The sequence below is a fragment of the Chondromyces apiculatus DSM 436 genome (assembly GCF_000601485.1).
Taxonomy (GTDB): domain Bacteria; phylum Myxococcota_A; class Polyangia; order Polyangiales; family Polyangiaceae; genus Chondromyces; species Chondromyces apiculatus.
In genome coordinates this window covers 1-21,695 of record NZ_ASRX01000109.1, presented here as the reverse complement: position 1 = coordinate 21,695, position 21,695 = coordinate 1, and the positions used below count along the sequence as shown (strand labels likewise).

15 protein-coding genes are annotated in these 21,695 nt (G+C 71.0%); 7 read left to right on the top strand and 8 right to left on the bottom strand.

Annotated features, from left to right (window positions below; translation table 11 throughout):
• Positions 1–23 precede the first annotated feature (23 nt).
• Entirely contained in the window at positions 24–1,904 is a 1,881-nt protein-coding gene (locus CAP_RS40775) for a feruloyl-CoA synthase (RefSeq protein ID WP_044251233.1), read from the bottom strand.
• A 22-nt stretch (positions 1,905–1,926) separates the two neighbouring features.
• Positions 1,927–3,264 carry a CehA/McbA family metallohydrolase domain-containing protein gene (locus CAP_RS40770; RefSeq protein ID WP_044251230.1) on the bottom strand — a complete coding sequence of 446 codons (1,338 nt, stop codon included), beginning with the start codon at positions 3,262–3,264 and terminating at the stop codon, positions 1,927–1,929.
• 339 nt (positions 3,265–3,603) lie between these two features.
• Here CAP_RS40770 and CAP_RS40765 point away from each other — a divergent pair, with 339 nt between their 5' ends.
• Together CAP_RS40765 and CAP_RS40760 are read left to right on the top strand one after the other, a co-directional pair.
• Positions 3,604–3,816 (top strand): hypothetical protein, encoded by a 213-nt coding sequence (locus tag CAP_RS40765; protein WP_044251227.1) that lies wholly within the window; start codon positions 3,604–3,606, stop codon positions 3,814–3,816.
• A gap of 143 nt (positions 3,817–3,959) precedes the next feature.
• Positions 3,960–5,354 (top strand): serine hydrolase domain-containing protein, encoded by a 1,395-nt coding sequence (locus CAP_RS40760; protein ID WP_052376831.1) that lies wholly within the window; start codon positions 3,960–3,962, stop codon positions 5,352–5,354.
• A 415-nt stretch (positions 5,355–5,769) separates the two neighbouring features.
• Here CAP_RS40760 and CAP_RS40750 read toward each other — a convergent pair whose 3' ends face one another.
• Entirely contained in the window at positions 5,770–6,654 is an 885-nt protein-coding gene (locus CAP_RS40750; RefSeq protein ID WP_044251221.1) for a LysR family transcriptional regulator, read from the bottom strand.
• A gap of 171 nt (positions 6,655–6,825) precedes the next feature.
• On the opposite strand from CAP_RS40750, the gene CAP_RS40745 reads away from it, so the two are divergent.
• From CAP_RS40745 to CAP_RS40725, 5 genes are all read left to right on the top strand, one after another.
• A complete protein-coding gene (locus CAP_RS40745; protein ID WP_231511994.1) occupies positions 6,826–8,847 on the top strand; it encodes a multicopper oxidase family protein in 2,022 nt (673 codons plus the stop codon).
• A 151-nt stretch (positions 8,848–8,998) separates the two neighbouring features.
• The gene (locus CAP_RS40740) at positions 8,999–9,493 is read left to right on the top strand and encodes a hypothetical protein (protein ID WP_044251219.1); all 495 of its coding nucleotides are present in this window, start codon (positions 8,999–9,001) and stop codon (positions 9,491–9,493) included.
• A gap of 55 nt (positions 9,494–9,548) precedes the next feature.
• On the top strand, positions 9,549–10,154 hold the full coding sequence (locus CAP_RS40735; RefSeq protein WP_044251216.1) for a TetR/AcrR family transcriptional regulator: 606 nt from the start codon (positions 9,549–9,551) through the stop codon (positions 10,152–10,154).
• Positions 10,151–11,320: an MBL fold metallo-hydrolase gene (locus tag CAP_RS40730; RefSeq protein ID WP_044251261.1), complete on the top strand. Its 1,170-nt coding sequence runs from the start codon at positions 10,151–10,153 to the stop codon at positions 11,318–11,320. Before CAP_RS40735 ends, CAP_RS40730 begins: the two co-directional genes overlap by 4 nt.
• Positions 11,321–11,359: 39 nt before the next feature.
• A complete protein-coding gene (locus CAP_RS40725; protein WP_044251213.1) occupies positions 11,360–12,082 on the top strand; it encodes a Rossmann-fold NAD(P)-binding domain-containing protein in 723 nt (240 codons plus the stop codon).
• A 67-nt stretch (positions 12,083–12,149) separates the two neighbouring features.
• On the opposite strand, the gene CAP_RS40720 is transcribed toward CAP_RS40725, so the two are convergent.
• The 5 genes from CAP_RS40720 to CAP_RS40700 all read right to left on the bottom strand — a co-directional run.
• Positions 12,150–12,614: a hypothetical protein gene (locus tag CAP_RS40720; protein ID WP_052376830.1), complete on the bottom strand. Its 465-nt coding sequence runs from the start codon at positions 12,612–12,614 to the stop codon at positions 12,150–12,152.
• Between the two features lie 363 nt (positions 12,615–12,977).
• A complete protein-coding gene (locus tag CAP_RS40715) occupies positions 12,978–13,709 on the bottom strand; it encodes an alpha/beta fold hydrolase (RefSeq protein WP_052376829.1) in 732 nt (243 codons plus the stop codon).
• Positions 13,710–13,818: 109 nt separating this feature from the next.
• The gene (locus CAP_RS40710) at positions 13,819–15,024 is read right to left on the bottom strand and encodes a cytochrome P450 (protein ID WP_044251211.1); all 1,206 of its coding nucleotides are present in this window, start codon (positions 15,022–15,024) and stop codon (positions 13,819–13,821) included.
• A gap of 106 nt (positions 15,025–15,130) precedes the next feature.
• The gene (locus tag CAP_RS40705; RefSeq protein WP_044251208.1) at positions 15,131–15,859 is read right to left on the bottom strand and encodes an SRPBCC family protein; all 729 of its coding nucleotides are present in this window, start codon (positions 15,857–15,859) and stop codon (positions 15,131–15,133) included.
• Positions 15,860–15,888: 29 nt separating this feature from the next.
• Positions 15,889–21,695, bottom strand: a 5,807-nt coding sequence (locus CAP_RS40700) for a non-ribosomal peptide synthetase (RefSeq protein WP_044251205.1), incomplete at its 5' end; no start/stop codon positions are given.

Below are 21,695 nucleotides of genomic sequence, written 5' to 3'. Positions count from 1 at the left end.
CGATCACGCCGCGCCGCCCACGTTCACGTGGAGATGACCAGCACGTCCTCCGCGGGCTCCGCCGCGTGCAGCCGCTCCACCAGCGCCGCACGCCGGGTCAGCACCGCCCGCTGGTTCAGGTAGCCCTTGTCGGTGATCTCTCCGCCATCGATCGACGGCGGCTCCTCCAGAAAAAGCACCCGGCCCACCCGCCGGCTCGATCCGCCACACCCCTGGTTGTGGGCCTGCAGCGCCGCGCGCACGTGCGCCCGCACCCCCTCGTCCCGGAGCAACTCGCCCATCGGCATCCCCCGCACCTCTCTCCCCCTCCCCTCACTCGCCAGCCGCGCACACCCTGCGGCGCTGAGGAACAGGAGCGCCCCCACCTCTTCCCGGTCGTGACCGGTGATCACCGCGTCCTGCACGGCCGGGGACGCCGCGGCCACGAGCGCCACCCGCAGCTCGCCGACAGCCACCCAGGTGCCCGACGAGAGCTTGAAGTTCTCGCTGATGCGGCCATCGAAGAGGATGCCCAGCTCCGGCGCCTGCGGGTCGGCCAGCTTCGCCGCGTCCCCGGTGCGGTAGAAGCCCTGCGCGTCGAAGGCGTCCTCGCGCCCGCCGTCCAGGTATCCCGGCGTCACCTGGGGTCCACGCACCCGGATCTCCAGCCTGTCGCCGACGGGCGCGAGCCGGATCTCGCACCCGGGCGGTGGCAGCCCGATGTTGCCCGCGCGCTCCAGGGGGAAGTGCACGCAGGTCGCCATCGGCGAGGTCTCCGTCGCTCCCCAGGCCGAGATCAGCGGCACCGCCTCGCCCCGCGCGCGCCGCGACACCGCCTCCAGCCGCTCCCACAGGCTCTGCGGCAGCGCCGCCGCGGCGTAGAACAGCGCGTCGAGATCCCGGAAGAACACCTCCCGCAGGGCCGCGTCCGCCTCCAGGTAGGGCAGGAGCATCTCGTAGCCGCGCGGCACGTTGAAGTAGAGGGTGCTGGACGCCTCGCGCAGCCGCGCCACCGTGCGCTCCACGAGCCCCGGGGCGGGCTTGCCGCTGTCCACGTGCAGGGTCCCGCCGTGGCAGAGGAACATGTTGAAGTTGTGGTTGCCCCCGAAGGTGTGGCTCCACGGCAGCCAGTCCACGGTCACCGGCGGTCGCGCCCGGAGGAACGGCCACAGCGCCGCGATCATCGCCTGGTTCGAGCACAGCATCCGCTGCGTGTTCAGCACGCCCTTCGGCGCGCCCGTCGAGCCCGAGGTGAACAGGATCTTCGCCACGGTGTCCGGCGTGATCGCGCGGAAGGCGCGCTCCACGGCCTCGCCGTGGGGGCCGGCGCCCAGCGCGTCGACGGACAGGGCCCCGGGAGGCGCGTTCCTCGACGTGAGCAGGCGCGGCGCGCGCGCGGCGCGCCCTGCCGAGGAGACCTCGCCCGCGGCCCCGAGCGCCCGCGCGAACGCCGCGCCGTCTGCCGCGAACACTGCCCCCGGGCGCACCACGCCGAGGATGTGCCGCAGCTTCTCCAGGTCGCGCGACATCAGCGCGTACGCCGGCGATACGGGCACCGCCGGGATCCCGACGTGCATGGCGGCGAGCTGCAGAAGGGCGTGGTGCACGTCGTTGTCCGACAGGAGGGCCAGCGGGCGCTCGGGTGACAGCCCCAGATCGAGCAGCGCCTGCGCGAGCGCCCGGACCCGCTCCCGCGCCTCCCCGAACGTCACCGCCACGAGCGCCCCATCCGGGGCGCGCTCCGTGAGGAACACCCGCTCCGGCGCGGCGGAAGCCCAGTGCTCCAGCCAGTCGCCCACGCAGCGCGCGTAGTCCCCGAGCGGCACCGGCGAGGCCAGCACCATGCCCCCGTCGGGCTCCGGACGGACCACCACGCGCGCAGGCGCGAACGCGGGCGACGACGCACGACCAACCGGCTGGCTCATCCCTTCACTCTACACGCCGGCCTTATACACCGGCGCAGTTCACGTAGACGGGGGCAGAGTAGCCGCCGTCGACCTCGGCCCGGATCACCGCGCAGCGCGTCGGGTCGAGGGGGATGGTCACCTCGCGCCCCGGCCCCTCGGGCGCAACCTCCTCGCCGTTCACCAGGATCCGCGCCTCCTCACCGCGGGTCCGCGCCACGAGCGCCCGCACCCCGACGAGCGCGCTCCCCACCGGGAGCCAGGCGTCGCTGCCCGCGGCGCGCACCTCCAGCGAGCACGCCGCGGGATCGCGCACGCACACCCTCCCTGCGAGCAGCGCCTCGCGGATCCCCTCGGGCGTGCGCGCCTTCGCGAGCACGAAGGTCGTCGCGCGCAGGTGGTCGCTGTGGCTGTCGCTGCCGCCCACCGGCACGAAGCGCCGCGGGCGCAGGAGCACCTGCCAGTCCACGAGGCGCAGCGCCTGGCGCAGCGTGTAGTGACGGTCGAAGAGCATCAGCCGGTCGCGCATCTCGGAGACGGCCAGGTTGAAGACCTCGATGCCGTGCGCGAGGTGGGTCGCCACCATGATCTCGTCCGGGTAGGGCACCTCCCGCCGCCCCGTGAAGGGCTGCCAGGACATGTCGTAGCGGGCCCAGGGCACGATGGTGTCGAGCGGGACGAGGAGCGGGTGGTTGATCACCAGGAACCCACCGCGCTTCACGTACTCCTCGAAGAAGCGCCCGGGCTGCGCGAGCGTCTCGGCGACGGGCACGGCGGCGAGCACCTCCTCCAGATCGGCGAAGGAGGCACCCAGGTGGCCGTAGGTGAAGTCGGTGTACTCGAAGCCCGTGATGAACAGGGGATCTCTGCGCGCGCCTTTCTCGCGCCCCGCGCGCGTCTCACCCGCCTCGCCCGCCGTGGTCGCGCCGCCGCTGCTGGACCCGGGGGCACCCAGCGCCTCGGCGACCGCCTGCTTGAGCGCTCGGAGGTGCTTCACCGCATCGGCGCGGCGCACCTCGTCCTGGAAGAAGCCGGCGCGGAGGTGAGGCGTGAGCACCACGAAATCGAGCCCCTCCTCGCGGGCGAGGGCCACAGTCTCGGCGGGGGTGCGGCTCACGTGCGGGTACCGGTCGGGCGGCATGACGTGGCAGTGCAGGTCGCCCGCGAGCACGGTGTAGCCCCCTCCCCGCGCCGATGCCGCGAGCGCATCCGCGGGGACGGGCAGCTCCGCCCGGTGAGCGCCGGAGACCGCCACGTCGACGAAGACGTGAGGAACGGGACGGCCGCATGCCGTGACGGCAAAGGCGAGGAGCGCGAGGAGCACGACGAGCGCGGCAGGGGCAGGGGCAGGGGGGAAGCTGCGGTGGTAGAGAGGCTTCAAGGGGTGGGCCGGAGCGTAGCGCAGGGCGAGCCGAAGGGCTGGGCCATCTCGATGAGCAGATGAGCATCGGAGCGCAAGCTCTCGTGCGACGCCGCCTGGCGCTCCTTGCGATGCTCTCCGGCGGTGCCCATCGGCCACACGGAGCAGGCCATGGACCATTGCATCCTGGAATGGCTTTCCTGCAGCGCGAAACGTCCTCGCCTATGCCCTCGCTGGTTTCGCATCCGCCGGATTGACGCACCTCGATGCGGTTCCCACAAAGCCATCACCCCCCAGCACCGCGCCAGCCCCACCGCTGAGCAGCAGTGCTGGGGTTTCGTCATTGAAGGGAGGAGGATCATGTCGACGCTGGTTCCGGGAGAATCGCCGACCGCGGCAGGCGCGCGCCTGATCGACGTGCGGCAGATCGCGGCCTCGGAGGACGAGGTGGTCGAGACGCTCCGCTCGGGAGGCAGCCAGGACGGTGCAGAAGCGAAAGCCAGCGCGCAGGGCCGTCATCTCCCGGAGGTGCTCCTCGCTTCCGGCATACGAGCCCCTGGCGGTCAGGGCTGAGATCCGCGGCGCTCGCGGCAGGAAAGGCGAAGGACGTCCATGGACCGGCCGCACCACGTGATTCTCCTCAACCGTCGCTGCTCTCCGGGATGCTCCGGGTCCGGGAGGCTGCCCATCGCCGGCAGGGTGCCAGGAGGAACAGGGTGAAGGTCGACGCACGGCTGCAGGCATATCTCGGGGAAGCGGCGCGGGCGCACGAGGTGCCCGGCGCGTCGCTCGCCTTACTCGTGGACGGCGCGGTGTGGTGCGCCGCGACGGGAATGCTCGACATCACGACCGGAGCGCCGGTGACGCCGGCGGCTCCCTTCCAGATTGGATCGACGACGAAGCTCTGGACCGCGACGGCGCTGATGCGGCTCGTGGACGCGGGGCAGCTCGATCTGGAGGCGCAGGTCGGGGAGATCCTCGGCGCCGATGGGCTCGGGGATGCGCCGGCGTTCACGGGGGTGAGCGTGCGTCACCTGCTCTCGCACACGAGCGGGCTGCCGGGCGATTACCTGCTCGATCTCGGCGACGACGCAGGGGTGCTCGGTCGGTATGCGAAGCTCTGCGCCGGCTTGCTCCGGCAGCACGCCCCTGGAGCCACGATGTCCTACTGCAACACGGGGTTCATCCTGGCGGGCAGGATCCTGGAGGTGCTCACGGGCGCCACCTGGGACGAGGCGATGCGGGCGCTCGTGATCGCGCCGCTCGGCCTCACGCGCACGGTCACCCTGCCCCGGGAGGCGCTGCAGCTCGGGGCCGCCACGGGGCACGTCCCCGGCCAGCCCCCCGAGGTGGTGCCGCGCTGGGAGGTGCCGCGCACGCTGGGGCCTGCAGGGGCGATCTGCACCACGGCGGAGGAGCTGGTGACGTTCGCGCAGGTGCACCTCGCGGGCGGGGTGGGACGCGACGGGGAGAAGCTCCTGTCGGAGGCGGCGGCCGCGGAGATGGCGAGGCCGCAGGTCGCGGTGCCGGATCGGTGGAGCATGGGGAGCCACTGGGGGCTCGGGATGGCGCTCGACACGTGGGGAGGGCGTCGGGTGGCGGCCCATCCAGGGAGCGGCGCGGGACAGTTCGCCTTTCTGCAGATGGTGCCCGACCAGAGGGTGGCGATCGCGTTGCTGACGAATGGTGGGCACGCGGCGCGGCTCTACCGGGAGCTGGCCTGGGTGCTCTTGCGGGACCTGTGCGGGCTGGAGATGCCAGCGCCGCTCGCGCCAGCGCCAGTCCCGGTGGCGGAGGAGAGGGCGACGGCAGGAGGCGCCGTGGACTGGGCTTCGATTGCGGGGGTCTACGCGCGCACCGGGCTGCGGATCGAGGTGGAGGGGCGCGGCCCTGCGGCGGGCGTCTTGCGGATCATCCCCACGGGCTCCGTGACCGCGCTGGCGCCGCAGCAGGTGCACGAACTGCCGCTCCGGGTGGTGGAGGCGCGGGAGGGCGTGTTCGCAACGCAGGTCCCGCACGAGGAAGCCTGGAAGGCGGTGGTGTTCTACCGGCTGCAGGATGGGACGCCCTGCGTGCACACCGGGCTACGGGTGGCGCTGCGGGTCGCGTGAGGGCGGGGGCGGAGATGGTTGACGCTACTGACCGACGCGCAGCCCATACCTTGCATACCGACAGGTGCTCCACGATTACGGGGACGTGCCGAGCGGGCGTACCACGTTCCCCATGGCGCTCGGGATGACGCCGACGCGCATCTTCCTGGGGGTGGGTTTCGCGGTGCTGCCGGTGGTGACCCACCTGCTGCTCGTGCGGCTCGCGCCGCTGACGCCCGGCGTACTGGTTTGCGACGTGCTGATGGCGCTCGTCAGTGTGGTGATCGCGCTCCGGGTGGTCCTGCGGCGCACCGCGGAGGCGGACCACAGAACATACCTGCTGTACACAGGGTGGTACTCGTGGCGCTCGGGAGCGCGATCGTGGTGCTCTGACTCCGAGCGACGCAACGCGTGCGCCGGGAGGGGGACCCGGGGCTCACAGCTCGCCGAGCATGCCGCGGACGCTGTCGAGGACCACCTTGATCTTGGGAATGTCGGCGAGCGCGGCGGGGGCGCTGATCCGCAGGGGTCGCTCCTGCCCGACCAGGTCCGGAAGGACCGGGACGAGGGCGTCGGCGTCGAGGCCGGGGTCGGGCAGGAGGGCGTCGGGGACGAGGGCGATGCCCAGGCCAGCGATGCAGCAGGAGCGCAGGAAGTGGATGTCGGTGGCGATGAGGGAGGGCTCCACGGTGAACGAGGTGCCCTTGAGGGTGCGCCAGACGCGGGCGTCCTCGCCCGGGGCCTGCCAGGCGAAGAGCTCGTGGTGGTGGAGGTCGTGGACCGTGCGGGGAGTGCCGCGCCGTTCGAGGTAGGTGCGGCTGGCGATGAGCCACTGACGGGCGCGCAGGACGACGTGGGAGATCCAGTGGCCTCTCGGAGGGTCCTCGCCGAAGTGGGCGGCGATGTCGACGTCGACGAGGGCCTCGTTCAAGGGGTCGTTGCTGAAGCGGCAGTGGACGTGGAGGCGGGGGTAGGCGCTGCGCACGGCCGCGAAGATCGGGGTGAGCACGTGCGGCGGGAGGCCCACGGGGAGAACGACCTGCAAGGTGCCGGAGGGCTCGTGGCCCACCTCGCGGATGGAGGCGAGGAGGGCGCTGGCCTCCTGCATCATGGTGCGGCCCTGGCGGGCGAGGAGCTGGCCGGCAGGGGTCGGTGAGACACCGTTCCGGATGCTCTCGACGAGGGGGACGCCGGCGCGGGATTCGAGCGCGGCGACGTGGCGGCGGAGGGTGGTGCGCGAGACGCCGAGCCTGCGCGCGGCGCCGAGGAAGGAGCCCGACTCGACGACGGCGATGAAGGCGCGCAACTCTTCGAGGTCCATGGTGTGCTCGGCGGTGCTGCGTCGGAAGGGCCTGGAGCGGCTCGGCACCCGGAGGGCGCAGGGGACACCGGGTGGCCGCATTGTAGACAGCGGTGACCGTCTTCGGCCATCGGTGCCCGCCGCGCCTCGGTAGCGTGGTTGCTGGACCCGGAAGCACGAGGAGAGACGGCGATGCGACGAGGTTTCCCGCATGCAGGGAGCGTGTGCCATCCAACCAGGGACGTGGAGGCGCACGGCGCCTCGTTCGCGAGGCGCTTGGTGGACGTGATGGCGCGCGTGATGGCGCTTGGGGGGGCGCTGGCGGCGCTTGGGGGGGCGCTGGCGGCGTGCGGGGGGGAGGAGGAGCAGGCGACGATGCCCGGGGAGCTTCCCGCGTACGAGGATCCGCCGGAGCTCCAACCGAATGCGCAAGGGGTCCGCGAGCTCCACTACGGGCCGAGCGCGGTGGAGGTGGGCGGGAAGAGGCTCTGCTTGCGCACCTACAACGGGATGCTGAATGGGCCGACGATCCGCATTGCGAAGGGCAATGGCCGGAAGGTCCACGTGGACCTGCACAACGACTTCACCCGGAGCGACTACCGCGAGATCGCGAGCATGATGGGGCACGGGCGGAGGTCTTGCCACGACTTCAACCTGACCAACCTGCACGGGCACGGGCTGCACGTGCAGCCCAACCGGGCGACGGCGGACGCGGCGGACGCTTGCGAGGGGAGCGGCTGCGCCGAGGAGGGGAGGTATCACGGGGACGACGTGCTACACGAGGTCGGGCCCGGGGAGGTGGCGCGGTACCGGTGGGACCTCGACGAGGATGGCACGCACCACGAGGGGACCAACTGGTATCACCCGCACATTCACGGGGCGACGGCGATCCAGGTGATGGACGGGGCGGCGGGGGCGCTCGTCATCGAGGGGGCGCTCGACGAGGTGCCCGGGATCGCGCGGGCGCGGGAGAGGGTCATGGTGATGACCCAGGTGGCGCTAGATCACGAGAACACGGTGCCGCTCGGCGAGGGAGAGGCGTGCACGGAGGAGAACCTCTCGGTGACGGATTTCCTCGCGGTGGAGACGCTGCGGGCGACGCTGATCAATGGCAAGCACACGCCGCGGCTCCTGACGGCGCCGGGGCAGGTGGAGCGCTGGCGCATGGTCTACGCGGGCAGCCCGGACGAGATGGGGATCAAGCTGCACGTCGGGAAGGACGAGCGCTGCTCGGACTTCGACAAGGAGCCCATCGCCATGACCCAGATCGCGAGGGATGGGATCACGCTGCCGCAGTTCTACGAGAGCGACACGGTGTGGGTGTCGCCAGGCTACCGGGTGGAGACGATGGTGAAGATGCCGGCCGAGGAGCAGACGCTGTGCCTCGTGGCGCGGCGGGTGAACGATCCGGCAGGGAGCGTGATCGCCGTCGTCGACGTGAACGAGCGCGCCGGGGCGCCGACCGAGACGACGATGCCTCGGGAGGCGGACGTGGCCGCGGTGGCGCCGCCGACGACGTGGACCTCGGTCGTCGATGGGCAGGAGATGGAGGTGAGCTGCGCGTCGGTGCAGAAGGTCCACCAGAAGGTGGTGCTGCTCGTGCCGACGCCGGGGCAGGATCCGCCGAACCTGCACGCGGATGTCTCGCTCATGTCGTGCGATCCCTCGAAGCACGAACACGGGGTCGATCCGGAGGATCCGGTGTGTCTCTGCCCCGATCCGAACATCAACTGCCGGAGGTTCGATCAGCGGCGCGCCCGCGGCTACCGCAGCGATCGGGTGATGACGGTGGACACCTCGGAGCGGTGGCAGATCCGGGCGTTCGATGGGCACCCGTTCCACATCCACATCAATCCCTTCCTGGTGTGCCCGAACAGCTCGAACAAGGAGCCGAACTTCGCGCACTTCCGCGACACGATGTGGGTGCAGATCGAGGATGGGCCCCGGGACGTGCTCATGAATTTCCGGAAGTTCACGGGTCAGTTCGTGGCGCACTGTCACAAGCTGAACCACGAGGACGAGGGCATGATGGAACTCGTCGAGATCTGCGCTCCGGGCGATCAGGCGTGCCTGTGCCTGGGGACCGACGAGAACGGCGGGTGCATCTCGCAGGCGGGCTGCATGGCCGGGGACGCGCAGTGCCAGTTTGCGGAGAAGGCGACGGAGGCTTACCCGGCACCGCCGCCCCCCGATCCCGCGCTCTGCGGTCCCTGAGGGGCCGGGCCGCGCGGACCGCGCGGACGTCGAGGTGAAAACACCGGCTCCTCCTGCGCGCGCAGTTCCAGATCGTGCTGTGCTTCGGGCTCGGCTACAGGTACGCGCGGAGTGAGGTCTGGATGGGTTCACCGGGTCGAGCAGCAGGGTCATGGTGGTCACGGCGCGTGGGTGGTCGTTCTGGCGCGCCGAGGCTCCCTTGAAAGATCACAACCGTTTCCGGCTGGAGCGGCTGACGCAGCGGTACGCACAGCGAATCGGTGCGGCAGAGGCGCCGGACGAGGCCGAGTTTCTCCGCGCGTTCGCGGAAGTGCAGGCGCGGGTCCTCCGGCCGGCCATGGAGGAGATCGGCGCGGAGCTCTGCAGGGCCGGGCACGCGGCGCACGTGGTGCTCGACGAGGGGCCGGAGAAGCCCAGCATCGAGCTGGTACTGGGGCTCCGGGGTGCCCGCGCGAGCCGCAACCGGGTGGGGTTCTCGGTCATCCGCTGGGACGGCTATCCCCTGCAGATCCTCGCTTACCTGGAGGTGAACCCGCCCAAGTTCGACCTGGAGCGGTTCGAGAAGGCGGCGGAACTCGGGGAAGATCGCGTGGAGCAGATGCTGGTCGACGCGGTCGAGCACATCCTCTCGTGCAACGCGCCCTGAGGGTCGGAAAGCGTCGGAATTGACAAGTTGAGCCCAGGTTGTCAAATGTGACGCTATGGCCGCCGACCATGACACCGCCCAGAAGGCCCCCGACGATCCGCGGCGGCACAAGCTGCTGGAGGCCGCGTTCACCGTGTTCACGCGGTACGGCTTCCGGAAGGCATCGATGGACGAGGTGGCCCGGGCCGCGCAGGTGTCCCGGCAGGGGCTTTACCTGCACTTCGCGACCAAGGAGGACCTGTTCCGCGCGGCCCTGCAGCACACCCTGGAGACGTCGCTGCAGGCGGCCGTGGCCTCACTCGGCGATGCGGCGCTCCCGGTCGAATCCAGGCTGGTGGGTGGATTCGACGCCTGGGTAGGGCGCTATGTGGGGGTGATGGGGGCGGGGGCGTCGGACCTGGCCGAGGCGAGCGCGGCGCTGGTGGGGACGATGGTCTCGGATCACGAGGAGCGGTTCACGGAGGCGGTTGCCAGGGTGATCCGGGCGTCGGGCTTGCTGGCGGCGTACAAGCCTGCCGGGCTCACGGCGCGGCAGCTCGCCGGGACGCTGCAGGCGACGGCGCGAGGGCTCAAGCACGGGTGCGCCACGCGGGCGGCCTTCGTGGAGGGGATGACGGTCGCGGCGCGGATGATGTGCCTGCCGCTGGGGGGGTCCCGATGAAACGCACGAAGCTGCGACGGGCGCTGCGGCGCATGGGGATCGGGCTCGGGGTGCTCCTGGTCCTCGGAGTGACGCTCGCGGTGATCGACGGCTGGAGGGCGTTCGGGCACCGCGCCGAGGGAGAGCGGCGCGCGCGGATGGAGCGCTCGCCGCACTGGAAGGACGGGCGCTTCGTGAACCCGCAGCCGCTCTCCAACGATTGGTGGGGCTCGCTCACGGGGGCGTTCCGCGCCAGCCCGGACGTGAGCCCGGCGGCCCCGCTGCCCGCGGCGCGCATCGATCCGGCGCGGTTCGAGGCGCCGCCGGCGTCGGGGCTGCGGGTGACCTGGCTGGGTCACTCGTCGCTGCTCGTCGAGATCGATGGGCACCGGGTGCTCACGGATCCGGTGTGGAGCGAGCGCGCGTCGCCGTTCACGTGGATCGGTCCACAGCGGTGGTACGCACCGATGATCGCGCTCGATGAGCTGCCCGCGCTCGATGCCGTGGTGATCTCCCACGATCACTACGATCACCTGGACTACCAGACGCTCGTGGCGCTGAAGGACCGGGACACCACTTTCATCGTGCCGCTCGGCGTGGGGGCCCACCTGGCCTACTGGGGGGTGCCAGAGGCGCGGATCGTGGAGCTCGACTGGTGGGAGCGCACGCGGGTGCGGGAGCTCGACATCGTGTGCACGCCGGCCCGGCACGCCTCGGGGAGGACGATGCTCTTCGACCAGGACGCGACCCTGTGGGCCGGCTACGCGCTCGTCGGCGAGGAGCACCGCGCGTATTTCTCGGGGGACACGGGGCTGTTCCCGGCGATGCAGGAGATCGGGGACCGCCTCGGGCCCTTCGACGTGACGATGATCGAGGCGGGGGAGTACCACCGCGCCTGGCCCGACTGGCACATGGGGCCCGAGCAGGCGGTGGCCGCGCACGGGATGCTGCGCGGGAAGGTGATGCTGCCGATGCACTGGGCGCTGTTCAGCCTCGCCTACCATGGCTGGACAGAGCCGGCAGAGCGGGTGCTCGCGGCAGCCGAGCGCGCCAGGACGACGGTGGTGCTGCCGAAGCCGGGGGTGAGCATCGAGCCGGACGCGCCGCCGACGGTGGAGCGCTGGTGGCCGGAGGTTCCGTGGGAGAACGCGGAGCAGCACCCCGTGCTGTCGACCGGCCTGAAATGAGCGACGGGGTGCGGGTGACGGAGTGAAAGGGAGAGCGAGATGAAGGTCATTCTCTTCGGTGCAACCGGGATGGTCGGGCACGGCGTGCTGCTCTCGTGCCTCGCGGATCCGGGCGTGGAGAGCGTGCTCGCGATCGGGCGCCGCCCCCTGGGGAAGCAGCACGAGAAGCTGCGGGAGATCGTGCGGGAGGACCTCTCGGATCTGTCGGAGATCGAGGGGCAGCTCGCCGGCTACGATGCCTGCTTCTTCTGCCTCGGCATCTCCTCGGTGGGGATGAGCGAGCGGGATTACCGGCGCGTGACGTACGATCTGACCATGGCCGCGGCCCGGCCTCTGGCCAGGCTGAACCCCGACATGACGTTCATCTTCGTGTCAGGAGGGGGGACCGACAGCACCGCGCGCGGGAAGGTGATGTGGGCCCGGGTGAAGGGGGAGACCGAGAACGCGCTGCTCGCGATGCCGTTCAAGGCCTACATGTTCCGGCCGGCGATCATCCAGCCGCTCCAGGGTGTGCTCCCGAAGGAGAGGTGGATCAGGGCGACCTATGCGGTGCTGAAGCCGCTGTTCCCCGTGCTCACGGCGCGGTTCCCGGAGTACGTCCCGAAGTACGTGACGACGACGGATCGCGTCGGGTACGCGATGCTGGAGGTGGCCAGGCACGGAGCCCCGACGCGGGTGCTGGAGAACGCGGAGATCGATCGGATCGGCCGTGAGGCGATCGCGCGGGAAGGAGCTGGAACGGGGGCTCAGCGACGGGAGTGACCGCTTCACGGACGGGGGTGCGGAGCGCGCGCGGGTCACGCCCCCGGTCACGCCCCGGCGCCGGGGCTCACTCGACGCCTGGCTGCACGGTGTGGCAGTTGGCGCACGAGAACCCTTCCGTGTGGGTGGCGGGGTCGTACATGGGGACCTGGAGCAGGCGCGCCATCTCCGGCCAGACCTCTTCGAGCATGAACATGCCCCACTTGGCATTCTCGGGGTCCTGCATGTACTCCTCGAACTCTTCCTCGGGGGGGAGCGGGGGAACCTGCGGGCTCGGCAGGGCGTAGGTGCCGTCGATGGCGCCATCGCCGTGGCAGGTGTTGCAGCTCATGGTCGAGAACTTCGGGTCGAAGGCGACGAAGAGTTCCGTCATCTCTGGGAGGACGACCTCCGCCATGAACGCGGAGCGTTGCTCGAAGGTCATGTCCTCGTACGCCGTGGGCTCCTGCTCCACATCAGGGTCCCCATCGTCCCCACCGCCGCAGGCGGCGGCGAACAGACACACTGCGATCGAGAGGCGCTTCATGATCATGGTTCTCTTCTCCTTCGGCTGCAGTCTGCGCGGGTCGCCGTGGCGCTGGTCGAGGCTGTCGTCCCTCTCAGGGGTGGCAGCATGCCAGGCACCCGGTGACCCTCGACCGGGCGCGGACCCTCGCTCCACCGTGACGACGAACGACGCGCGGCGCGATCGACACGGCGAGCGCTCTTTTTTGCATCGCTTCCGAACTGCGCAAAACGATTCGTCTTTTTCCGAGCCGCGCCGGCCGCTCGGGGCGTTCCCTGCCGTCGGGAGGCGGCGGGCGAGGGGCTGGAGATGGCATGAGGCGGAGGTCGTGGGGTGTCCCAGACGACCAGCGTCCTATCAGCGCCCGACCGGCGCGATGTCGGGGTGACGTCAGCGCGAGGCGAGCTGCCGGACCTGGTCGGTGAAGGCGTCAGGAGCCTCGAGGTTGGAGACGTGACCGGTGTCGAACTCGACGTAGCGGGCGCCCGGGATGGCCGCGGCCAGCTCCCGGCTGGCGTCGGGGGGGCAGAGCACGTCGCGGGTGCCGGCGAGGACAACCGTGGGGGCGGTGATGGCCGAGGCAGGTACGGCGGGGAAGTCGGCGAGGATGCCGCCCGTGGCTTCGAGGGAAGCCTGAGGGGTGGTGAGCATCTCTGCGACGAGGCGGTCGACGAGCTCGGGGTGCGCTGCCTGGTACGCCTCGGAGAACCCCGCCCGCACGAGGGGGGCGATGGTCGCGATGAGGGGGACGCCACCGGCACCGGCGCTCTCGTTGAAGGCGGCGATGGCGGGGTGGAGCTTGTCGAGGCGGTAGGTGCCTGCGAGCAGGAGAGAGTGAACGATGCGGGGGTGGCGGGTGGCGACCGCCTGGGCGACGGCGCCGCCGAAGGAGAGGCCCACGACGCAGACCCGATCGATGCCCTCGGCCGCGCACCAGGCGGCGACATCATCGGCGAGGTCGAGCAGCGAGCTGGGAAGACCAGGGGCCGGGGGGGAGCCGAAGCCGCGCTGGTCGGGCGCGTGGCAGCGGAAGCCCTCCGCCTGGAGGGTCGCGAGCTGGGGGGCCCAGTGGGCACCGCGGGAGAGGTTGCCGTGGAGGAAGACGATCGCTTGGGCTGCCACGACGAGCAGCTACCAGGGCACCGGGGCTGGCGCAATCTGCGCGGAGGTGTCGGGGCTCAGGGATGTGGGATGCCCGGCCGCGCCTCGTGCCCGTGCACGTGCATCGCGCTCAGCAGTGCACCGAGAGGCGGGACAGGCCGCGCAGCGAGGGGTTCGGGCGCCACGCCACGGGCTCCGCGTCGAGGCGCAGGTCGGGGAAGCGTCGGAGCAAGGTGCCGACGGCGACCGCGGCCTCCAGCCGGGCCAGCGGCGCGCCGAGGCAGAAATGGATGCCGCTGCCGAAGCTCACGTGGCGGGTGTCTGCGCGGGTGATGTCGAAGCGCTCGGCGTCGGGGAAGCGGAGGGGATCGTGGTTGGCGGCGCCGAGGAGGAGGGAGAGCATGGTGCCCTCTTCCAGCGCGCATCCGGCGATCTCCAGGGGCTCGGCGACGACGCGGATCACCTGCAGGGAGGGGCTCTCGTAGCGCAGGACTTCCTCGATCGCGGGCAGGAGCAGCTCGGGCTTCTCCCGGAGTAGCTGGAGCTGCTCGGCGTGACGCAGCAGCATCAGCACGCTGTTGGCGATGAGGTTCATGGTGGTCTCGTAGCCGGAGCCGATCAGCACGAAGCAGGCGGAGACGATCTCGTCGTCGCCGAGCCGGTCGCCGCCCTCCTCCACATTGACCAGGGCGCTGAGGACATCGTCGGTGGGCTCCGCGCGACGTCGGTGGATGAGGTCGTACAGGTAGCCGTGCAGGTCGTCGACCACCTGCTCGGTTCCCTCGATGGTGAGCCCGGCGTCCACGGGGTTCTCGAGCTGACGGAGCCACGTGAGGACGCGGGCCTGACCGTCGCCGGGGACGCCGACGAGCGCGCAGATCACGGAGCTGGTCAGCGGGTAGGCCAGCGCTGTGATGAGATCCATGCGGCGCCCCGCGGCCTCTGCGGCGTCGAGGAGGCGGTCGGTGATAGCCTGGATCTGCGGGCGGAAATCGCGCGTTCGCCCCGCGCTGAAGGCCTTGTTGACCAGCTTGCGCAGGCGGGCGTGATCCGGCGGATCGGTGTTGGTCATGACCCGGCCGAGCTTCTTCATGAGCCGGGTCATGAGCTGGTTGTCGCCCTGCTGCGCCGCCATGGCGCGGGTGATCCGGTCGCGGTCGTTGGAGAGCCGCGGGTCGCGCAGGGCCTTGTCGACGTCGGCGTAGCGGCTGACGTAGGAGACTCCGTGCGGGCTGCGGTAGAGGGGCTGCTCGTCGCGCAGCCGCGCATAGAGCGGATAGGGGTTCTGGTGAAACTCCGGCGTGGCCATCACCTCGGCGATGGTGGGCGTGCTCATGACGGGTCTCCGGGTCGAGGATCCATGGTCTGGTGCTCGGTGATGGCGAGGGGTCGGGAGTCTGTGTCGTGGTCGTGAGTCGTGTCGGCCGAAGGCGTCGTTCAGCTCAGCCGAAGGTCTCGTCCAGCCAGGTGCGCCACGCTTGCTCCGTGTGCTTGGCGTCGATGCCTTCGGCGAAGAGGTGCAGGCTCATGCCGATGGGCCAACCCCAGGCATTCCTGCCAAAGAAGCGGTACAGGCCGTCCCTGGTGCGGAGGCCCAGGAACGCGGGGTGCAGGTAGTCCACCACGGCCTCTTGCTGCCCGGCGTCCGGCAAGGTGACCTGCACCGTGTCGCCCTGGGCGACGTCGTCGGGGAGGCCGAGCCGGTGACAGAGCTTCTTGAGGGCGTCCGGGGCCTGCGAGCCCGCCGGCGCGAGGAGCTCGACGAAGGTTGCAGGGCGGCCATTGAAGTGGCGGAGGTACTGCTCGAGGGTGTGGTTGTAGAAGAACGTGTGCTTCTCGGCGATGTCGCGCTGGAAGTCCAGGTCGTCGATGGGATGGATGTATTCGCGGTGGATCGAGGTGTACATGACGCTGCCGCCCTCGCGCGCTTCGATGCGGTACTCCAGGAGGGCCGAGAAGCCTTCGATGGCGCGCAGGCAGGCGAAATGCCGGGGAGGATCCCAGACGGTCACCGTGGAGGGGCCGCGGGAGACGATGCCGCCCACCCAGGGCTCAATCTCCATTTCGAAGACCCACCGCAGGTTGCCGGAGCCGGTGGCGACCGTTTCCCAGACCTGCGCGGGCGGAACAGGCAGGTTGGCTTCGCATTGAATATCGAGTGTCTGCGTCATGGTTCGACCTTCCAGAGAGCGCGTCAGGGTCAACGGGCAATGGTTCGGAGCTTGGCCGCCACGATCTGCCCGATGTGGGCAAGGGGGGCGGGCTGCATCATGTGGTGATGGCGGCTGTCGACGCTGTGGGTCTCGATGGTGCCGCTGACGTAGGGCCGCCAGACCTCCGGGGTGGCCTGCTCCTTGCGACCAATAGCAGCGCTGAAGAGCACCATGTCACCGTCGAAGACCGCGGGCTTGAAGTCGGAGATCAAGCCGGCGTTGTGGATCAGGACCTCGACGGTGGCGCGAAGATGGCGCTCGTCGAGGCTGGCGAGGGCGCTGCCCTGGCTGCGCAAGACCTCGAAGACGCGGGCATACACCAGGCGGCCGTCGGCGCCCTCCAGCTCCTTGGGGTCGCACTCGACGAGGTTGGCGAGAACCTCCGCTTCGCCGCGCACCAGGGGCTCGTCGAGGGCGAGGTCGACGATCGGGTAAGCGTCGAGGAGGGCCAGGAGGGCCACCTGCTCGCCGCGCCGTTGTAGCTCGGTGGCGACGGCGTGGGCGACGAGGCCGCCGGAGGACCATCCGAGCAGACAGTAAGGCCCGGTGGGCTGCACGAGCTGGAGCTGATTGGCGTAATCGACGGCCATGGCGGGCACGGACGCCGGGCGCGGTTCGGGGCGGGCCAGGCTGCGCGCCTGGATGCCGTAGAGCGGCGTGTCGGGGTCGAGGTGCCGCATCAGGCCGGAGTAGCACCAGCTCATGCCACCGCCGGGGTGCAGGCAGAACAGGGGCCGCCGGCTGCCCTTCGCCCGCAAGGGAAGGACCACCTCAAGGGTGTCGTCGGCGCTGTCGATGTCCAGGCAGGCGGCGAGGCCCGCGACGGTGGGCGCCTCGAAGAGGCGGCGCAGGCCCATGTCCACGCCGAACGTGGTCCGCACCCGGCTGACGAGGCGGGTGGCGAGGAGCGAATGCCCGCCCAGCTCGAAGAAATCGTCGTCGATGGTGACCCGGGGCAGGCCCAGGATCTCGGCGAACAGCTCGCACAGGAGCTGCTCGCGCGGCGTGCGCGGGGGGCGGCCGGTGCTGGAGAGGCCCAGGTCCGGGGCAGGCAGCGCCTTGCGATCGAGCTTGCCGTTCCGGGAGAGCGGCAAGGCGTCGAGGAGGAGGAACGCCGCAGGGATCATGTACTCGGGCAGGCGTGGCCTGAGCCAGTCGCGGAGCGCCCTGGCGTCGAGGGTCTTGCCCGCAGCGGCGACAGCGTAGGCGACCAGCCGCTTCTCGCCGGGGTGGTCCTCGCGGACGACGACTGCAGCCTGCGCGACGTCGGGGTGCGCAGAGAGCTGGGCTTCGACCTCGCCGGGCTCGATGCGGAAGCCGCGGATCTTGACCTGACCGTCCGCGCGACCCACGAACTCGACGTCGCCATCGGCGTTCCAGCGGACACGATCGCCGGTGCGGTACATGCGCTCGCCGCCGCCGAACGGACAGGCCACGAAGCGCTCGGCAGTCAACCCGGGGCGACGCACGTAGCCCCGCGCCAGCCCCGCACCTGCGAGATACAGCTCGCCGGTGACGCCCTGGGGCACGGGTTGCAAGCCCTCGTCGAGGACGTAGGCGCGCATGTTCGCCATCGGCTTGCCGATCGGCACCGTGCCCTGGATGCGGTGCGGTGGACGCATCGCGTGGAAGGTGGCGAAGGTCGTGGTCTCCGTCGGGCCATAGACGTGGGCGATGACGGTGTCCGGGCAGGCATCCAGCACGCGCTGCATCGACATCGGCGAGACCGCCTCACCACCCGTCCACACCTCGCGGACCGTGTGGAAACTGCGCGGGTCCTCCTCGGCCAGCAGGTTGAACAGGGCCGTGGTCAAGAACATGCTCGTGACCTTCGCCTCGGCGATCACCTGCTTGAACGTGTGGGTGGACAGCTCGCCTGCGGGGGCGACGACGACCTGCCCGCCGCTCAGCAGGGGCACCCAGAATTCGTACGTGGAGGCGTCGAAGGCGGGCGGTGAGTGCCAGAGCACGCGCTCCTGGTGGCCGGTGCGCCAGCAGGGGTCGAGGGCGAGGTGCGCCACGTCGCCGTGGGTGATGGCGATGCCCTTGGGTACGCCGGTCGATCCCGAGGTGTACATGACGTAGGCGACCTGGTCGGGGTGGCACGCCACGGCGGGAGCGCCGGGGTCCGTGGCGACGGGCGCGGCGTCGATCACGACGATCGGGGCGCCCTGGGGCAAGGGGGTGTCCTTGCGGGCCACGCTGGTCAGCAGCACCGCGGCGCGGGTCTCCCGGAGGATGTGCTCCATCCGCGCGAGGGGGTAGCGGGCATCCAGCGGGACGTAGACGCCTCCGGCCTTGACCACCGCGAGGATGGCCACGACGAGCTCCAGCGAGCGCTCCAGGAGGAGCCCCACGGCGCTCTCCGGCGCGACGCCCGCGGCGATCAGCCGGCGCGCCAGGGTGTTGGCGCGGGCGTTCAGCTCGGCGTAGGTCCATGCCGTTCCCTCGGAGATCACGGCGACAGCGTCAGGCGTGGCGTCCACCTGGGCCTGGAACAGGGCGGGCAGGCTGGCGCACGACACCGGGTGGGCCGTGGCGTTGTGGTCGACGAGGAGCTTGCGGCGCTCTCCAGGGGCCAGGATGTCGAGACGGCTGATCGGCCGGTCGGGATCGGCGACGACGGCCTCCAGCAACCTGGCCCAGCGGGCCATGAGCGTCTCGACGGTGGCCGGGTCGAACAGATCGCTGCTGTACTCGATGGCGCCGTCAATGCCCCTCGGGGCGCCGTCCGGGCCACGCCGCTCGGCGAGGCTGATGGACAGGTCGAAGCGGGAGGTCGCGGTACCGCCCGTGCCCACCGGCTCGACGCGCAGACCGGGGAGCTCGAACGCGCCATCCGGAGCGTTCTGCACCGCCAGCATGACCTGGAAGAGCGGGTGGTGGGACATCGAGCGCGTCGGGTTCAAGGCCTCGACCAGGTACTCGAAGGGCACGTCCTGGTGGGCGTAGGCGCCGAGGGCTGTCTCGCGCACCCGGCCGAGGAGCTGCCGGAAGGTGGGGTCGCCCGAGGTGTCGGTGCGCAGCACCAGGGTGTTCACGAAGAAACCGACGAGGCCGTCGAGGGCGTGGTCCGTGCGTCCGGCGACGGGGCTGCCGAGCGCGATGTCGTGGCCCGCGCCGAGGCGGCTCAGGAGCGCCGCGAAGCCTGCTTGCAGCACCATGAACAGGCTGGCGCCGCCCTGGCGGGCGAGGGCCGCGAGGCCCTGGTGCAAGCGCGCGTCCCACTGCAGGCCAACGGCGCTGCCCCGGTAGGAAGCCACGTTCGGGCGCGGGCGGTCGGTGGGCAGCGCGAGCTGCTCGGGGAGGTCGGCCAGGGCCTGGGTCCAGTGGGCGAGCTGGCGGGCGAAGAGGCTCTCGGCGTCGGACTGGTCACCGAGGAGTGTTCGCTGCCACAAGGTGTAGTCGGCGTACTGCACGGGGAGCGGTGACCACGCGGGGGGCTCACCCTGGCAGCGCGCGGCATACGCGGCGGCGAGGTCACGCGAGAGCGGCCCCATGGACCACCCATCACCGACGATGTGGTGCAGCAGCAGCAAGAGCACGTGGGTGTCGGGGGCCAGCACGAACAGCGCGGCGCGCAGGGGGGGCTCGACCGACAGATCGAAGCCGTGACGGGCGGCGGAGGCGAGGGCTCCGGGCAAACCAGCGGCGTCGGTGGAGATCACGGACAGCGCCGGCCACGTCGCGTCGGCGCCGAGGATCACCTGGTGAGGCGTGCCCTCGACCTGCGGGAACACGGTCCGGAGGCTCTCGTGGCGGGCCACGAGATCGCCGAGTGCCGCTTGCAGGGCGGGCAGGTTGAGCGCCCCGGTCAGGCGCAGGGCGAGGGGCATGTTGTAGGTCGCCGTGCGGCCTTCCATCTCGTGCAGGAACCAGAGGCGCTGCTGCGCGAACGACAGCGGGAGCCTGTCGGGGCGCGCCTGCACCGTCAGCGAGAGCCGCGCCTGGCGAGCGTGGCCGAGCTGCGCTGCGAGCTGGGCGACAGAGGGCGCCTCGAACAGGCTGCGCAGGGCCAGCTCGACCCCGAAGGTGGCCCGGATCCGGCCGATCAGCCGGGTGGCGAGGAGGGAGTGCCCGCCCAGGTCGAAGAAGTTCTCGTCGATGCCGACCTGGGGGAGGCCGAGCACCTCGGCGAACAGATCGCCGAGCATCTGCTCCTGGGGGGTGCGCGCGGCTTGCCCCGTTCTTTCCTGGCCGTGCTCCGGCGCGGGCAGCGCGTTGCGATCGAGCTTGCCGTTGGGGGTCAGCGGGAGGCGGTCGAGGATCAGGAGCGCCGCCGGCACCATGTACTCGGGCAGGTGCTGGCGGAGGTGCTCGCGAAGGGTGGCCACCAGCGCGCCGGTGCCACGCGCCGCCGACGGGTCGTTGGTGAACGCGGACAGCGGCATGCCGGCGATGCTGGCGGGGAGATAGACGTCGACCGGGAGCGCCGATGCGGCCTGCTCGGCCGACACGAACAGCACGTCGAGGGCGCCGAGGGCGGTCGCGGACCAGGTGATCCCCACCCAGTAGCCGCAGCGCTCTCCGAGCGCGCTGAACGCTTCCGGGTCGAGATCCTCCGGCAGCGTGCCGGTGAGGAGTTCGAGCAGTTCGCTCGCAGGGCGGCCTTCCTGAAGCGCCTGGGTCGCGGCGGCCTCCTGGAAGAGGCGGCGGTTCGGGACGTCGGTGAGGCGTAGCTGCCCAGGGCGTCGGGTGACCAGCGTCTCCTCAAGGGCCGGGAGGGTGCCGATGTCTTCCCAGGTGAGCTTCGGGGCTCGCCCCAGCGGAAGCGGCGTGTGCGGCAGTTTGCGCAGGATGGCGTCGTACCGGTAGCGGGTCAGCTCGTTGTGGTGCGTGCCGCGCTTCAGGCGGATGTCGACGCCACCGAGGTCCGTCGTCGTGGCGGCCAGCGCGGCGAAGAACGCCGGGGAGATGAGCAGCTCTTTCTCCACGAGGAGGGCGTGCTCGACGCCCCGGCGCAGCGCCGCCATGTCCGTGTCGGCGTCGGCCCGGCGTAGCTGCACGGCGGTGGCGAAGCAGCGCAGGAGTTCGAGGTTGCGCACATCACCGACGAAGAGGGAGCCGCCGGGGGCGAGGAGCCGCAGCGCGCGTCGCAGGACGTCGGCCAGGTAGTCGGTGCTGGGGAAGTACTGCACGACGGAGTTGATGACGATGGTGTCGAAGGTGCCCTCGGGCAGCCCCTCGACGTCGTGCGCGGGCTGGGCGCGCAGCACCACCCGCTCCGCGAGGTCGGGCAGGTGCTCAAGCTGCCGGGCGAGGGTCTCGATGACGGTGGCGGAGAGATCGGTGGCCCAGTAGCTCTCGCAGTGAGGCGCGATCTGCGAGAGGAGCAGGGCGTTGCCGGCGCCGATCTCCAGCACGCGCTTGGGACGCAGCGAGAGGATGCGGGTGACGGTGGCATCGCGCCACTCACGCATCTGCTCGACCGGGATGCCCTGGCCGTCGTAGCTGCTGTTCCAGCCGCTGAAATCCTGACCGAACCGCGTCGCGTCCACGGTCGCGTAGTGGGTCTCGTAGATCTGCTGCCACTCGCTCACCTGGTCGCGTTCCACCTGCTCGTCGCGGGCCTTGTCGTCCCGATCTGCCGGGACGACGTAGGCGACCAGCCGCTTGTCCTGATCCTTCCCGTCCTGGCGTACCAGCACGGCGGCCTGAGCGATCGCAGGGTGCGCGGAGAGCTGGGCCTCGATCTCGCCGAGCTCGATGCGGTAGCCGCGGACCTTCACCTGCGCGTCGACGCGGCCGCAGAACTCAAGGTCGCCCCCGGCGGTCCACCGGGCGCGGTCGCCGG